Below are 14,585 nucleotides of genomic sequence, written 5' to 3'. Positions count from 1 at the left end.
GAGCTTCCAATGACTCGTTTATTCAATCAGCCTTCTGCGTTTGCCGGCGAGCTTGTCGAAGGGTTTGTCGCCGCTCACGCGAGTATGGTGCGCCAGGTCCCCGGTGGCGTGGTGCGCAATACTCGCAGCACTGAAGGCAGCGTAGCCGTCGTCATTGGTGGCGGCTCCGGCCACTATCCCGCGTTCGCCGGGCTGGTCGGACAAGGCCTGGCTCACGCCGCAGTCATGGGCAATCTATTCGCATCGCCTTCGGCGCAGCAGATCTACGGCGTCGCCAAACTGGCCCAGCGCGGCGGCGGTGTTCTGCTTGGCTATGGCAACTATGCGGGAGATGTCCTGCACTTTGGCCTGGCCAAAGACCGTCTCAACGCTGAAGGCATTCCCTGCGAAGTCATCGCGGTGACCGACGATATTTCCAGCGCGGCAGTTGAAGAGATTCACAAAAGACGCGGCATCGCCGGTGATCTGGTGGTCTTCAAGGCGGCGAGTGCAGCGGCAGAAGCAGGTTATGGGTTCACCGACGTCGTGCGCATCGCGCGGCATGCCAACGAGAGAACCCGCTCGCTGGGCGTGGCCTTTTCCGGCTGCACCTTGCCGGGCGCGGAACAGCCGTTATTCGAAGTGCCCCTCGGCAAGATGGCGTTGGGCATGGGTATTCACGGTGAGCCGGGTATCGATGAGGGTCCGGTGCCAACGGCTGATGAACTGGCTGAATTGCTGGTCGGTGAGCTGCTCAAGGAATTGCCGATAGGCGTCACTCAACCTCAAGGCCAGCGAGTTGCGGTAATCCTCAATGGGTTGGGCAGCGTCAAGTACGAAGAACTGTTCGTGGTTTACCGGCGTGTGGCGCAGTTGCTGGCCAACGTCGGGCTGATGGTGATCGAGCCGGAAGTGGGCGAACTGGTCACCAGTTTCGACATGGCCGGCGTCTCGCTGACCTTGTGCTGGCTCGACGACGAGCTGGAACGCTTCTGGCGCGCTCCCACCTCAACACCGGCTTACCGCAAGGGCAGTCTGCAAATTGCCGAAGCCTTGAATGAACTCGACTTGCAACCCACCGAGCAGCAAATCATTCCTCAGGCCAGTGCCCGATCCAAACGTTCGGCACGCTGCGTGGTGCAAGTCCTGGATATCGCAAAGCACACGGTTTTGACCCATGTCGACGAGTTAGGCCGCATCGATGCCGTCGCCGGTGATGGCGACCATGGCATCGGTATGCAGCGCGGCGTATGTGCAGCAGTGGCCAAAGCCTACGAAGTCCTGGAATTGGGCGCAGGCGCCGGCACAGTCCTGCGTTTTGCCGCCGATGCCTGGGCGGACAAGGCGGGGGGGACGTCCGGAGCGATCTGGGGCGTTGCACTGACTGCGCTGGGCAATTCTCTTGGCGATGTGCGCAGCCCGGACGCGTCATCGGTGGCCGAGGGAATCCGCAAGGCCAGCGAAGGCATCATGCATTTCGGCAAAGCCCAAGTGGGCGACAAGACGCTGGTCGACGTCCTCGTGCCGTTCTCCCAATCACTGGTGGACTCTGCTGCGCAAGGTCTGGAACTGCCGGAAGCCTGGAACATCGCAGCCGGAGTTGCCGAACAAGCCGCCGCCGATACCGCTCAATTGCGCCCCAGGATCGGTCGCGCCCGGCCGTTGGCAGAAAAAAGCCTGGGCACTGTCGACGCCGGCGCGTTTTCCCTTTCCCTGATTATCAATGCGATCAAGCCGGCAATGCTGGCTGGCGCGCCTGCCGCTTCCAGCCGCATCAAGGAGACAGTCCATGAGTGACAAACTACGAATCGTGATCGGCTGTGACGACGCCGGCTTTGAATACAAAGAAGCGCTCAAGCGTGATTTGCTCAGCAATCCGTTGGTGGAATTGGTCAAGGATGTGGGCGTGGACAGCCAAAGCCATACGTCCTACCCATTGGTCGCCATCGCCGCAGCCGAGATGGTCGCCGCCGGCGATGCAGACCGGGCGCTGTTGATCTGCGGCACCGGCCTGGGTGTCGCCATTGCCGCGAACAAGGTGCACGGCATCCGCGCAGTGACCGCCCACGACAGTTTTTCCGTGGAACGTGCCATTTTGAGCAATAACGCTCAGGTGCTGACATTCGGCCAGCGCGTCATCGGCCTGGAACTCGCGCGCCGTCTGCTCAAAGAATGGCTGACTTATCGCTTTGACGAGGGCTCGGCTTCTGCGCAAAAAGTGCAGACGTTGAACGACTACGAGCGAGTCAGCGCCCGATGAACGCGCCCATCGTCACGCTGGGCGTTAGCCTGAAGATGTATTTCGGCTACCAGCAGACTCTGCAATGGTGCCAATCCATTGCGGCGCTGCTGGAGCAAGAGCCGAGTGTGCGCAATGGCCAGGTCCAGGTGTTTGTGATCCCCAGCTTTCCGATGCTGGCTCCTGCTCTGGAAATATTTGAAGGGTTGGCACTGGTGGGTGCGCAGAATCTGTTTTGGGAAGACAAGGGCGCCTATACCGGGGAAGTGAGCCCCGAAGTCCTCAAGGAGATGGGCTGCAACGTGGTGGAAATCGGCCATGCCGAGCGCCGTCGGTATTTTGCCGAAAGCGACCGGCAGATTGCCGACAAAACCGCAGCCGCCTGGCGCAATGGCTTGATTCCGGTGTTGTGCATTGGCGAAGACCGTCAATGTTTGCCCGCCGAGGCCGCCAGACTGTGCGCGCAACAACTCACTGCGGCTTTGGACCGCGCTCAAGGCGCGGGTCTGTCGGGTGATTTGGTCGTTGCTTACGAACCCCAGTGGGCGATTGGTGCGGCACAACCCGCATCCCCACAGTACATCGGCGCGGTGTGCACGGCGCTGCGTCAGCACTGCATCGATACCGACTTGCAAAATACCCGGGTGATTTATGGCGGCAGCGCCGGGCCGGGCCTGCTGACGCGGCTCGGTGATCACGTCGATGGCCTGTTTCTCGGCCGTTTTGCCCACGAACCCGAAGCCTTTGCAGCGATTCTCGGTGAAGCGCGGTCGCTGGCGCAGTCACGGTTGGCATCGATAGAGGAGGGCGTCCAATGGCAATCGGCCTGAGCACCTATTCGTTCTTCTGGCGCGCCAGCGAGCGGGTGGCAAATCCGCTCGATCTGCCCGCGATGCTGGAACAGACCGCAGCGCTGGGCGCGACTGTTTTCCAGATATGCGACTACAAAGGGCTGGAAACTTTTTCGGTCAGTCAACTTCGTGACCTGAAGCAGCAAGCCGACGCGCTTGGCCTGACACTGGAGCTGGGCACGCGCGGACTGGAAACGTCCCATCTGCGCAAATACCTTGAATACGCAGCGATTCTCGATGCTCGTCTGCTGCGCAGCATGTTCAACAGCAACACCAGCAAGCCGACGCCGAATCAGGCTTTCGCGCTGCTGGAGGCGATCATGCCGGCGTTTGTCGAGCAAAACGTCAAGCTCGCCCTGGAAACCTATGAACAGGTTCCGACCCGCACCATTCTTGATGCGGTCGAACGGGTTGATAGCCCATGGCTGGGCATTTGTCTTGACCCCGGCAACTGTGTTGCGGCGCTTGAGCACCCGACCCAGGTCATCGACATGACGGCCAATCGGGTGCTGAACCTGCACGTCAAGGATTTCAGTTTTTCCCGGCGCGACGGTTGGGTCGGCTTCACCTTCGCCGGCTGCCCGATGGGCGAGGGGTTGCTGGACTACGACTACATGAAAGCCAGGGTTCGGCCGAACGAACGACAGATCAATCAGATCATCGAGCACTGGCTGCCCTGGCAGCAGGATGCGGCGACTACCTGCGCGCTCGAAGATCAATGGACTCGACACAACCTGAACTATCTAAATACAAAACAGAGTGAGGAGTGACCCCATGACATACGAACTCAAGAAAATTGCCATTGTTGGCGCTGGCGGCAAGATGGGCATGCGCATTTCCGCCAATCTGCAAACCAGTCATTACAGCGTGACCTACTGCGAGAACTTGCCGCGAGCGCAGGAACAAATCGTGGCGGCAGGACGCGAACTTTCCGTCACCAATGAAGTGGTGCCACAAGCCGACGTGGTGATCCTTGCTGTTCCGGATATCGCCCTTGAGACCGTTTCAGCGCAAATCGTGCCGCAGATGAAAAGCGGGGCGATTTTGCTGACCCTTGATCCAGCCGCTTCTTACGCGGGTTTGTTGGCGCAACGGGAAAACATCCATCAAGCGGTCGCGCATCCCTGCCATCCTTCGGTATTTCTGGAGCGCACCACCAAAGAAGAACATGCCGATGCCTTCGGCGGAAATGCCGCCGTGCAGGACGTTTGCGCGGCATTTGAAAGCGGCAATGATAAACAGCGTTCGGAATTGGCCAACATCATCGCGGTCATGTACGGGCCGGTCGGTGTCGTGCATTGGGTGACGGTCAAACAATTGGCGTATCTTGAGCCCACTCTGGTGGAGACAGTCGCTTGTATGGTCGGCACCTTCATGAAAGAAGCGCTGGATGAAACCATCAACCGCATCGGCGTTCCCGAAGCCGCTGCAAAAGCCATGCTTTACGGGCATATCCAGATTGCCCTGGCCGTTGCATTTCGCAGCACCAATCCGTTCTCCGATGCATGCATGATTGCCATCGACTACGGCCGCGAAAAGATCATCAAACCCGACTGGAAAAGCATTTTTGATGAGGAAGAACTGGACCTCATCATTGCGCGCATGCTGAAAATTGACGCCGTGCGCAAGGTCAAAGCTGACGCGGCTTGATCCAGTTAGTCAGGCCTGACACCACTCGGCCAGATACGGTTTCTACAGGGCCGGGTGGTGATTGACTGCAATGCTGTGCTCAAGGCTGGCTTATAATGGTGGCCGTCGTGTCTACCGTCATGCCTTTGCCTGGAGCTACTTTTCGCAATGCCCGAGATTAAAAAGCGCCTGATTCAACGCAAGAAGCTCTCCGATGTAGTCTTTGAGCAGCTGCTTAGCCTGATCGAGGAAGACAATCTTCAGCCTGGCGATCAAATGCCCGCCGAGCGAGAACTCATGGAGACATTCGGAGTAGGGCGCCCGGTGGTTCGTGAAGCAATGCAGCGTCTGGCGGGCATGGGCATGATCACTATCCAGCATGGCGAGCGGGCCAAAGTCGGCCAGGTCGACATGCACTCGATGATTGGCCAGATCGATCTCGCGGCACGCCATTTGTTGTCGAGCTCGGCATCCAATGTCGACCACCTTCGTCAGGCACGGACATTTTTTGAGACCGGCCTGGTCAAAATTGCCGCACAGAAGGCCTCACCAGCGGACATCTCCCGCTTGGAAGCCATCGTCGCCAACATGCACAAGCTAAAAGACAGCCCGGACTTCATTACCATCGATATGGAGTTCCACGGTGAAATCGCGCGTATTTCCGGCAACCCCATCTATTCGGCAATATCCCGCGCCATTCTTGAATGGATGGCTGATTATCGCCAGGAAATGCTCAGAGCCAAGGCCCGCGAACTGACCATCGCTGAACATGAGGAAATCCTCAAGTTCATCAAGCAAGGCGATGCCAGCGGTGCAGAGCAGGCGATGCATGATCATTTGGTGACGCACGTCGGCGAGTGAGCCGGATACATGCACTTCACCGGTGATCCGGGTCGCATTAGCAGGAGAAAGCCCCGGCCGCACACGCAGCCGGGTCTTCGTTTTAGAGATTGATCGGGTACTGTGTGATAAACCTCACGTCATCGATATCGCCATTGAACGAGTTGCGATAGGTCGCCTGACGCACCCGGAACGAGAGGTTTTTCATTGGTCCGCTCTGGATTACATAAGCAGCTTCCAGGTCGCGTTCCCATTCGTTCTGGTTACTGGCACCGCTGGCCAGACTGATGTTGTTGCCTTTGATATAGCGGGCGAAGACGTCCAGCCCGGGCACGCCGAAGGCGGCGAAGTTAAAATCGTAGCGGGCTTGCCACGAGCGTTCGTCTTCACGGGTGAATTCAGCATACTGCACGTAGTTGGCCAAGTAATCGGTGTTGCCACCGTCGGTGTAAAACACATAGCCGTTTTTACCGGTGATAGCCTGATAGGCCAGGGTTACTTTGTGGGAGCCGTAGGCGTAAGCGCCTTTGATGCTGAACGAGTTGCTGTCGATATCACCGCCATTTTCCGCCCCGGTACTCTTCTGGTTGTAGAAGCGAAAATCAGTGGAGAACGTCTGTTTGGCATCAATCGGTTTGACCCAACTGAGCCCCACGTACTTCTTCTTCCATAGATCTTCGACATCCGAAGCATAAAGTGCGCCGGTGAGGTTGGGGGTGAAGTTGTAGGTGGCACCCAGTACGTCGGCTTTTGTCATACCTCCGGCGTTATGGGCACTCTGGTTGTAGACACTCAGGGACGTCAGGTGCGCTACATCCACTCTTAGATTGTCGATTTCCTTACTGCTCAAGTAGAAACCTTCGGTGGTCTCTGGCAACAGACGACTATCACCAGTGGAATAAACCGGCAAGTTGAGGGTTTGCTGACCGTATTTGAGCACGGTCTTTGAAACCCTGATTTTTACCGCACCGGCGGCCCGCGAATAATCATCCGCAGCGTGGTCGACACCAGCCACGTGATTACCGCTGCTGGGCAGCAGGCCGCTGCCAATTCGGTCAGAGCTGCTGTCGAGCTTCATGCCGTAAAGGCCGATTGCATCAACACCAAAGCCAACGGTCCCAGGGGTGAAGCCCGAAGTGAATGTACCGATGAAGCCCTGCGCCCACTCTTCGCGATAGCTCTGCGCGTTGGGCGCTGCATTACGGAAATCGCGATTGAAATAGAAGTTACGCGCGACAACCTGAGTGGTGCTGTCTTTGAAAAACGGATTGCTGAGAATGTCATCCCCGAACGCTGCGCCTGAAATTGCCGCGCACAGCGTTGCACTGCCAAACATGAAAGTTGACCGCATGGTGAGTACCCTTATCAAGTAATAATCAGCAGATGGTGAAGGAGTAGACGTGCTGTTTTTTATTATTGGCATCCCTGCCTTTTATTTATAAGTTCAGAGTTCTCCGGCAACTTCGCAAACGCTGAGAATGGCCAGAATGTAGACGCGCACCATGTCCAGGTAATCGCGTACGTGCACGCGCTCGTCCGGCATGGTGTTGAACTTGCCGCCCGGCCCGCAGACCACGCCTTGCATACCCAGGCGCTGGTAAAAGTGTGCAGCGTCAGTGCCGAAATAAGCGGGTGGAGTGATGATGCCGGTAGGCTGCGGCTCGCCACGAACCTGCAGATAGGCAGCGTTGACGGCCCTGACGATCAGCGAGTCATGGGACACCTCGAATGGAGGCATCAGCGGCTGGTTGTGACTGTCATTGATCAGGGTTGCCTGCAGACCGGGAAATTGCTCGCAGAGCTGGTCCAGCAGATGCTGCAAATCGGCTAGCACTGACTCCACCGTTTGGCCTGGGGTGTAGCGCGCCGAACCGCGCAAACGCAGGAAGTCCGCAACCTGTGGCGGACGCCATTCTTCAAGATCGCGACCCAGGGCGCCACGGACTACACCAATGTGGCCACGATTGACTTTGGCGTGTTCCGGCGAGCGTGCACCGCTGAATGTGATGCCGTTGATCTGTGGAATCAGTTGCACGGCGGCGGTGATGACGTCTACGGCCTCCTCGCGTTTAGACAGATGACGGGTATCGCCAGTCAGCTCAATGACAAACATCAAGGAGCCCACATGCAGGGTAACGGCCTGCAGGTCGGTGGGTTCGGAGTTAATGAAGTAGTCAGCCTTCACACCTTGCTCGATGGCCGCAATGGTCCCGATGCCACCCTGCAATTCGCCCACCACGTAGGTGAGAATTACATCGCCCTTGAGCTTGATGCCTGCATCGATGAGGGTTTTAAGCGCGCAGAAATAGGCGGCGTCACCCGCCTTCATGTTGGAGACGCCGATGCCGTAGATGAACTCGTCGTCAATCTTTCCACCCCAGGGATCTACGGTCCAGCCTTCGGTCACCGGGTTGGTGTCCAGGTGGCCGTTGAACAGCAGGCTGTGGCCGCCACCTTGGCCCTTGAGAGTGCCGATGGCATTCAGCCGCTCGCCGGGAACCGGCATCAGTTCAGCGTCCAGACCAAGCTCGCGCATTTGCCCCGCCATGTACTCGGCCAATTGCCGTTCTTCGGGGGTGGCGCTGTAGCTTTTGTGCTGCACCATGCGCGCAAGAAAATTCAGGCAGTATGCCTCGTCAATGCGGTCGATTAGCGCTTCAGGCGTCATCAAGGGACTCCAATTCATTCAAAGGCTGCGGCACTGCGTCGAGCAGGGCGCGGGTATAGGGGTGGGTCGCCTGAGCGGCCATGTCCACGGCGGGCAGAATTTCCAGCAGATCGCCGCGGTACATCACGGCAATACGGTGGGCGATCTGCCGGATCAGGTTGAGGTCATGAGTAATGAACAGGTACGCGGTGCCGTGCTGGCGTCGAAGTTCCAGTAAAAGCTCGATGACCGTAGCCTGTACCGAAACGTCCAATGCAGCGGTAATTTCATCGCAGATCACCAGTTCCGGGCGGGCGGCAAAAGCGCGGGCGATGGCGACACGTTGCTTTTGTCCACCTGACAACTCGTGGGGAAAGCGACTGGCAAAGTCTTCTGGCAAACGCACTTCGCGCAGCAGACGAGCGATGGCCTCCGCTTCGGATTCGCCCTCCGTCAGGCCATACAGGCGCAATGGCCGGGAAAGAATCTGGCCAATCGTCTGCCGTGGATTAAGCGACGCATCCGGGTGCTGAAAGATGATTTGCACCTTGCGCCGGTAGTCGCGATCCATCTGCGCAGGGCCGGAGATCGGTGCGCCATCGAAATACACCGCACCGGTGAACGGCGTCAAACCGGTCAGGGCCTTGGCCAGGGTGGATTTACCTGATCCGGATTCGCCGATAATGCCAAGAATCTCCCCGCGCACCATGCTCAGGTTCATGTCGCGAGCACCCATGGACGGCACAGACTTGCGCCTCAAAAGACTGTCCAGCATGCCCGGGCGTCCATATCGCACATTAAGATCGCAGACTTGCAGCAGAGCGGGCCCGACAGGTCTTTTTTCATCCAGCAGACGCTTGTCGGCGGCAGGCACCGCAGCCACCAGACGTTGCGTATAAGGGTCGCTCGGTGCGCTAAAAATACGCCCGCCGCGCGCCTGCTCGACGATGCGTCCCTGGTTGAGCACGCAAACCCGATCCGCGACTCGCGATACCAACGCCAGATCATGGGAAATATATAAAGAAGCAACGCCCGTTTCTTCGCGCAGACGACGGAACAATTGCAGGATCTGCGCCGAGCTGATCACGTCGAGCGCGGTAGTCGGCTCATCGAAAATCAAACACTGCGGGCGACAAGCGAAGGCGGTAGCAATCAGCACGCGTTGTTTTTCCCCCCCCGAGGCCTCATGGGGAAAGCGCTTCATCATTGCCGCCGGGTCTTTAAGGTCCACATCGGCAAGCAACTGTTCGCCCAAGGCCCAGGCCTCGCGATAACCCAGATCCCGATGACGGGTGAGGACTTCGACGACTTGTTCGCCGAGGCTTAGCGTTGGATTCAGCGAAGCGCTGGGGTCCTGAAAGATCATCCCCAAACGCCCCCCGCGCAGTTTTGCTATCTGACGCGGGGGCATTTGCAGCAGGTTTTCGCCTTGCAGGCTGATGCTGCCGCCGATTTCCCGGGCGTTTCCGGCCAGATAACGCATGATTGCCCAGCCAAGGGTGGTCTTGCCCGAGCCGGACTCGCCAACCAGACCGACCACTTCGCCGGCAGCGACGCTGAAATCGATGTTTTGCAGGACGTGCAGGGCGCCGCTGGGCAATTGGTAATCGAGGCTGTAATCAGCCACTTTCAAGACTGTATTCATGAGCGATGTCCCTTTGGATTGAGGGCATCGCGCAAGCCATCACCCAACAGATTGAAGCCGATTGCGACGATGGCGATAGCCAACCCCGGCATGAGCATCATCCACGGAGCCTGAAAGAAATAGCGCCGCGCTTCGGCGACCATCAAGCCCCACTCCGACTGCGGCGGTTGTGCGCCCAGTCCCAGGAAACTGAGGGTGGCGAACAGCATGATGGCGAAGGCTACGCGGATGGTCGCTTCGACGATGATTGGCGCGACGATATTAGGCAGCATCTCGCGCACCACGATGTAGGCCGTCGATTCGCCACGGGCGATGGCCGCATTGACGTAATCCTGACGACGGGCGGCGAGGGCGACACTACGGGCGATGCGGGCCATGCCGGGAACGAAAGCAATAGTGATCGCCAGTACCGCGTTGAAATCGCTCCTGCCAAGCGTGCTGACGATCAGCAGGGCGAAAAGCAGGGTAGGGATGGACATCACCGCATCAAGGGTACGCATCAATGCTTCGTCGATGCGCCCTCCGAGGTAGCCGCTGACAGTGCCGAGCAAAGCACCGATGAGCATCGCCATCGCGGTGGCCAGTACCGACAGCGAGATCGTCGCACGGGCACCGATCAGTAGACGGCTAAGGATGTCGCGGCCCAGTTGGTCGGTGCCCAGCCAGTGCAACAGACTCGGCGCCTTGTAACGCGCGAGGATCGAAATGGCTTCCGGGTCAAACGGTGCCAGAGCCGGTCCCGCAAACACCAGCACCACGGCCAGCATCAGGATCAGACTGCCCAGCAGGCCCTGGGGAGTACCCAGTAAGCGGTAGAAAATATCACGCATATTGAATCCGCCGGTCGAGATAGGCATAGGTCAGGTCAGCCACGAAGTTGACCACGCAATAAGTAGCGGCAAGGATCAGCACACCACCCTGAATCGCCGGCAAGTCGCGAGCGGCGACAGCCACCAGCAGTTCGCGGCCAATGCCGGGGATGTTGAAAATCTCCTCGACCACAACGATGCCGCCCAACAGGTAACCGACGTCCAGGGCGACGATAGTGATGGTGGGCAGCAGGCCGTTGCGTAGCGCATGGCGAAGCAACACCCGGCGCCGCGACAGGCCCTTGAGGCGTGCGGCTCGAATGTAGTCAGTCTCCAGCACGTCGATCATTTCCGAGCGCACCATTCGCGAGACGTGGGCGACCATGATCATCGACACCGTGAGAGTCGGCAGAATCAGGTGGCGGATGCCTTCGACAAAGTTGTCGCCAAGTGGCACGTAGCCTGTAGCCGGAAGTAGTTGCCAGACATCTGCAAAGAGCAGAATCAGCAGCGTGGCGGTGACGAACTCCGGTAACGACACGCCGATATACGACAACACGCCGATGATCAGGTCCACCGGACGACCCCGACGCACAGCGGCGATGATCCCCAGGGGAATCGCTACCGCCAGCATCAGCAGCAAGGAGCAGCTCGCCAGCAACAATGAGCGGCCCAGCGCATCAACCAGCGAGCCAAGTACCGGCTGGCCATTGCGCATCGACACACCCAGATCGCCTTGCAGTACCGCCATCAGCCAATGGCTGAATTGCAGCCACGCGGGCTGATCGAGACCGAGGTTGGCGCGCAGGGCGGCCAATGCCTCGGGAGTGGCACTCTGACCCAATAACGTCACCGCAGCATCCGCCGGTAACAACTGTGTGATGGCAAAGACCAGCAATGAAACGATCAGCAGGGTGTACACGACCAACAGCAAACGCTTGGTCAGATAAGCAGCAGTCACAGGTTTATCCTCGGTTCATCCACGCTTCGGCGCGCTGTCGTCCAGCCAGGCCTGATCCAGACGGAATACCGCGCCGCGCGGGTGCAGTTGGTAGCCCTGCACGTAGTTGCGCTGGGCGGCCAGTACGTCGAAGAAGGTCGGGATCAGCGACGGAACCTGCTCGTGCATCAGCTTTTGCGCAGTGGCGTACAGTGCCGCGCGCTTGACCGGGTCGTCGGTGCCACGGGCGGCGGCTACGGCGGTGTCGAACTCGGCGTTGTTCCAGCGGGTTTCGTTCCAGGCAGCGTTCGACGTGTACAGCAGCGAGAACACGGCGTCGGCCGAGGGCTGCATGTTGTAGAAACCCACGTAGAAGTTGCCCTTCTTCCAGACCTGATCCAGGTAAGTGCTGTTGGCCATGGTGGCGACGTTGATATTGAAACCGGCAGGTTTGGCCATTTCGCGTACGGCTATGCCCAGCTGTGTTCGGGTCGACGGCTTATCCGAGGCAACCAGGGTAATGTCCAGACCGTTCGGGTAACCGGCGTCGGCGAGCAATTTTTTCGCCTGCTCGATATTGGCCTCTCGCAATGCGATATCGGTGTAATAGCGGTAAGCGGCATTGAGCGGCGTGTCGTTGCCGGGGGTACCAAAACCCTCAGCGACAAAGTCCACGAGGGCGGCGCGGTCGACGCACAGGGACAGCGCCTGGCGAACACGAACGTCGTTGAACGGTGGCTGGTCGCACGCCATGTTGATATTCAGGAACTGTCCGGACGCGACGCGCAGGCCCTTTACGCCGCTAGCGCCGCTGAGACGGCTGAACTCGGTGGCCTGAGCCGAAAGCATCAGGTCGATGTCGCCGGACATCAGCGCCGAGCTTTCCGAAGAAGGATCGGGGTAGACCCGGATTTCAATGCGCTCCAGATGCGGACGTTGCGGGTCGTAGAAGTGTTCGTTGCGGGCAACCACGACCATGCGTTCCGGCTCGAACGACACCAGTTTGAATGGACCGGTGCCTACTGCCTCGCGGGACAATCGAGAAAGGTCGCCTTGCAAAATAGCCGCCGGGACGATCTTGGCGTCCGGGTAGGCCAGGCTCACTGGCAGGTCGGCATATGGGGCGCTGGTGGTCAGCTTGACGCGCAAGTCATCCAGGGCCTCGACAGTTTGAATCGGGCCGATGTTGCGTAAGCCGGGCGAAGCGGTTTTCGGGTCAAGGATCGCTTGCAGGCTCGCGGCGACGTCCTTGGCGGTGCAGGCGCTGCCATCGTGGAATCGCAGGTTGCTGCGCAGCGTGAAGGTCCATTCGGTGAGGGTGTCGTTATGGATCCAGGACTGCGCAAGATCCGGTTCGGCCTGCATGTCCTGACTCAGGCGGGTCAGGCCGTTATAGAGCAGCTCGCTGAGCAGATACTCGGGGTTGACCCTCGCCAGCAGCGGGTTAAGCATGCCTACCGCCTGGTCGACGCTGATGCGCAGCGTGCCACCTTTGCGAGCGGAAGCGGCAGCCCAAAGCGTGCCGGAAAACGGCAGCATGGCAGCGCCCGTCACAATGGCGGAGGTGGTCAGGAAACGACGGCGGTTGAGTCTGAAAACTGTAGTCATGGCGATACTTCACTTTGCAATGAGTGGGCGTAGGGCAGCCAGATAAAAAGCCGATAACCAGTCTTGATGCCGATCTTCGGTGTTTCCAGTGTTCAGTCAGTTGGCGCGTTAGCGGGCACTGTCGGAATGAAATCAGCCGCCAGATAAGCCAGGATCGATTGCGCCAAAGCGATCAGGTCGCTGCGCGTGGTGTATTCATCGGCGGCATGGATTCGGCTTTCCGGGCGGATCAGCCCACCCAGCAAAATCTCCTGGATCCCCGCTTGCTGTACCCAGCCCATGTCCGAGCTGCTCGACGAGCCGTAGCACTGAAACTGCTCCGGGGTGAAACCAAAACCAACACCCAAAGCGGCCTGCCAGCGTGGCCAGTGTGGACCTGTCGGGTCGGCAACCGGCGCCAGATGGCCAATCACTTCATGCTCGACGCACAACGCTTCGCTATCCGCCATGGCGGTATCAATGCAGTTTTGCAGTTCGGCCATGACCTGTTCGTATGGCTCCTGAGGTGCGTAACGACGATTGATCAGGATCTCGAACTGCGCCGGCACGGTTGATCCCTTGCTGCCACCGTGCGCTGCGGCCAGAGTCATGCGTGAAATCAGCGGGGCACCGTTGTAGTGAGGCGGTGCGGGCATCGGCCAGGCCCGTTTTTGTACTTCGAGTTTAAGACCGTGCAGCGCATTCAGCAGTGGCAGGCTTTGTTCGATGGCATTGATTGCGTTGACCGGTTCACCCGAATGAGAGGAGCGACCTTTGACAGTAATCTTCAGATCAATGCTGCCGAAGCAACCCGCCCAGATGCGTGGCGCCGCGCCACCGTTGAAGCTGAGAATATGGCCCTCTACCAACTGCTGTTCAGCCAGATAACGGATGCCGGGGTACAGACCGCCTTCTTCGTCAGTACACAGCAGTAGCGATGGGCAATAGCGCAGCGGCAGGTTGAAACGCTGTGCCGCGCGCAAGGCGGCGAGGGTGGAGGCGATGCTGCCTTTCATGTCAGCGGTGCCACGCCCGATCAGTTTGCCCTCGACCTCGGTCAGTTGCAGCGGCGGGTGAGTCCAGCCATCGCCCGGCGGCACGGTGTCGGTGTGGAAATAAAGGCTGCAGACTTCCTGATCACCGGGCTGGCGGGCAACAAGGTTGACGCGTTCGCCATAGGCTTCGCCGCTGCGGGTCTGCCATAGCACCTCGGGCACATTGACGCGCCGGGTATTCATCCCCAGCGCAGTGACCAGTTCATCCATGAGGTCGGCAAAGGCGCCGTAGCCCGCCCCAGGCGGAAAACAGGTATCCACAGCGATCATTCGTTGCAGATCATTGATTAGCGAATCATGATCCGCCTCGATCGACTCGAGTGCCTGTTTCAGCGTCGCATTCGTCGTCATTTTTGCTCTCGAT

The 14,585-nt window shown here is 58.9% G+C and carries 13 protein-coding genes; 6 read left to right on the top strand and 7 right to left on the bottom strand.

Annotated features, from left to right (window positions below; genetic code table 11):
- The first annotated feature begins 9 nt into the window (after positions 1 to 9).
- The 6 genes from CFII64_RS13400 to nanR all read left to right on the top strand — a co-directional run bounded on the left by CFII64_RS13400 (position 10) and on the right by nanR (position 5,559).
- Complete coding sequence (locus CFII64_RS13400; protein ID WP_020291321.1) at positions 10 to 1,776, top strand: dihydroxyacetone kinase family protein; 1,767 nt, start codon at positions 10 to 12, stop codon at positions 1,774 to 1,776.
- Positions 1,769 to 2,239, top strand: a complete 471-nt coding sequence (locus CFII64_RS13395; protein WP_020291320.1) for a ribose-5-phosphate isomerase — start codon at positions 1,769 to 1,771, stop codon at positions 2,237 to 2,239. Before CFII64_RS13400 ends, CFII64_RS13395 begins: the two co-directional genes overlap by 8 nt.
- The gene (locus CFII64_RS13390; RefSeq protein ID WP_020291319.1) at positions 2,236 to 3,048 is read left to right on the top strand and encodes a triose-phosphate isomerase family protein; all 813 of its coding nucleotides are present in this window, start codon (positions 2,236 to 2,238) and stop codon (positions 3,046 to 3,048) included. The genes CFII64_RS13395 and CFII64_RS13390 overlap by 4 nt, the downstream gene beginning before the upstream one ends.
- Complete coding sequence (locus CFII64_RS13385) at positions 3,033 to 3,839, top strand: sugar phosphate isomerase/epimerase (protein WP_020291318.1); 807 nt, start codon at positions 3,033 to 3,035, stop codon at positions 3,837 to 3,839. Before CFII64_RS13390 ends, CFII64_RS13385 begins: the two co-directional genes overlap by 16 nt.
- Positions 3,840 to 3,843: 4 nt before the next feature.
- Complete coding sequence (locus CFII64_RS13380; RefSeq protein WP_020291317.1) at positions 3,844 to 4,719, top strand: phosphogluconate dehydrogenase C-terminal domain-containing protein; 876 nt, start codon at positions 3,844 to 3,846, stop codon at positions 4,717 to 4,719.
- Between the two features lie 147 nt (positions 4,720 to 4,866).
- A complete protein-coding gene (nanR, locus tag CFII64_RS13375) occupies positions 4,867 to 5,559 on the top strand; it encodes a transcriptional regulator NanR (protein ID WP_020291316.1) in 693 nt (230 codons plus the stop codon).
- An 82-nt stretch (positions 5,560 to 5,641) separates the two neighbouring features.
- Here the strand turns inward: nanR and CFII64_RS13370 are convergent, their stop codons facing one another.
- From CFII64_RS13370 to CFII64_RS13340, 7 genes are all read right to left on the bottom strand, one after another.
- Positions 5,642 to 6,889 carry an OprD family porin gene (locus CFII64_RS13370; RefSeq protein ID WP_156883175.1) on the bottom strand — a complete coding sequence of 416 codons (1,248 nt, stop codon included), beginning with the start codon at positions 6,887 to 6,889 and terminating at the stop codon, positions 5,642 to 5,644.
- 93 nt (positions 6,890 to 6,982) lie between these two features.
- The gene (locus CFII64_RS13365; RefSeq protein WP_020291314.1) at positions 6,983 to 8,206 is read right to left on the bottom strand and encodes a M20 family metallopeptidase; all 1,224 of its coding nucleotides are present in this window, start codon (positions 8,204 to 8,206) and stop codon (positions 6,983 to 6,985) included.
- Complete coding sequence (nikE, locus tag CFII64_RS13360; RefSeq protein WP_020291313.1) at positions 8,196 to 9,830, bottom strand: ABC transporter ATP-binding protein; 1,635 nt, start codon at positions 9,828 to 9,830, stop codon at positions 8,196 to 8,198. Before nikE ends, CFII64_RS13365 begins: the two co-directional genes overlap by 11 nt.
- Complete coding sequence (locus CFII64_RS13355) at positions 9,827 to 10,660, bottom strand: ABC transporter permease (protein WP_020291312.1); 834 nt, start codon at positions 10,658 to 10,660, stop codon at positions 9,827 to 9,829. The genes nikE and CFII64_RS13355 overlap by 4 nt, the downstream gene beginning before the upstream one ends.
- Positions 10,653 to 11,600 (bottom strand): ABC transporter permease, encoded by a 948-nt coding sequence (locus CFII64_RS13350; RefSeq protein ID WP_020291311.1) that lies wholly within the window; start codon positions 11,598 to 11,600, stop codon positions 10,653 to 10,655. The genes CFII64_RS13355 and CFII64_RS13350 overlap by 8 nt, the downstream gene beginning before the upstream one ends.
- Before the next feature lie 15 nt (positions 11,601 to 11,615).
- Positions 11,616 to 13,187, bottom strand: a complete 1,572-nt coding sequence (locus CFII64_RS13345; protein ID WP_020291310.1) for an ABC transporter substrate-binding protein — start codon at positions 13,185 to 13,187, stop codon at positions 11,616 to 11,618.
- Positions 13,188 to 13,279: 92 nt separating this feature from the next.
- Positions 13,280 to 14,572: a M20 family metallopeptidase gene (locus CFII64_RS13340; RefSeq protein ID WP_020291309.1), complete on the bottom strand. Its 1,293-nt coding sequence runs from the start codon at positions 14,570 to 14,572 to the stop codon at positions 13,280 to 13,282.
- Between the last annotated feature and the right edge of the window lie 13 nt (positions 14,573 to 14,585).

Source organism: Pseudomonas sp. CFII64, from assembly GCF_000416235.1.
Lineage (GTDB): Bacteria > Pseudomonadota > Gammaproteobacteria > Pseudomonadales > Pseudomonadaceae > Aquipseudomonas.
Note: the sequence above shows the minus strand (reverse complement) of the source record. Positions and strands in the feature narration are given on the sequence as shown.

What these genes read in the sequence shown, in the direction of transcription:
- CFII64_RS13400 (WP_020291321.1), top strand. Translation starts at nt 10, where the DNA reads ATGACTCGTTTATTCAATCAGCCTTCTGCGTTTGCCGGCGAGCTTGTC.
- CFII64_RS13395 (WP_020291320.1), top strand. Translation starts at nt 1,769, where the DNA reads ATGAGTGACAAACTACGAATCGTGATCGGCTGTGACGACGCCGGCTTT.
- CFII64_RS13390 (WP_020291319.1), top strand. Translation starts at nt 2,236, where the DNA reads ATGAACGCGCCCATCGTCACGCTGGGCGTTAGCCTGAAGATGTATTTC.
- CFII64_RS13385 (WP_020291318.1), top strand. Translation starts at nt 3,033, where the DNA reads ATGGCAATCGGCCTGAGCACCTATTCGTTCTTCTGGCGCGCCAGCGAG.
- CFII64_RS13380 (WP_020291317.1), top strand. Translation starts at nt 3,844, where the DNA reads ATGACATACGAACTCAAGAAAATTGCCATTGTTGGCGCTGGCGGCAAG.
- nanR (WP_020291316.1), top strand. Translation starts at nt 4,867, where the DNA reads ATGCCCGAGATTAAAAAGCGCCTGATTCAACGCAAGAAGCTCTCCGAT.
- CFII64_RS13370 (WP_156883175.1), bottom strand. Translation starts at nt 6,889, where the DNA reads ATGCGGTCAACTTTCATGTTTGGCAGTGCAACGCTGTGCGCGGCAATT.
- CFII64_RS13365 (WP_020291314.1), bottom strand. Translation starts at nt 8,206, where the DNA reads ATGACGCCTGAAGCGCTAATCGACCGCATTGACGAGGCATACTGCCTG.
- nikE (WP_020291313.1), bottom strand. Translation starts at nt 9,830, where the DNA reads ATGAATACAGTCTTGAAAGTGGCTGATTACAGCCTCGATTACCAATTG.
- CFII64_RS13355 (WP_020291312.1), bottom strand. Translation starts at nt 10,660, where the DNA reads ATGCGTGATATTTTCTACCGCTTACTGGGTACTCCCCAGGGCCTGCTG.
- CFII64_RS13345 (WP_020291310.1), bottom strand. Translation starts at nt 13,187, where the DNA reads ATGACTACAGTTTTCAGACTCAACCGCCGTCGTTTCCTGACCACCTCC.
- CFII64_RS13340 (WP_020291309.1), bottom strand. Translation starts at nt 14,572, where the DNA reads ATGACGACGAATGCGACGCTGAAACAGGCACTCGAGTCGATCGAGGCG.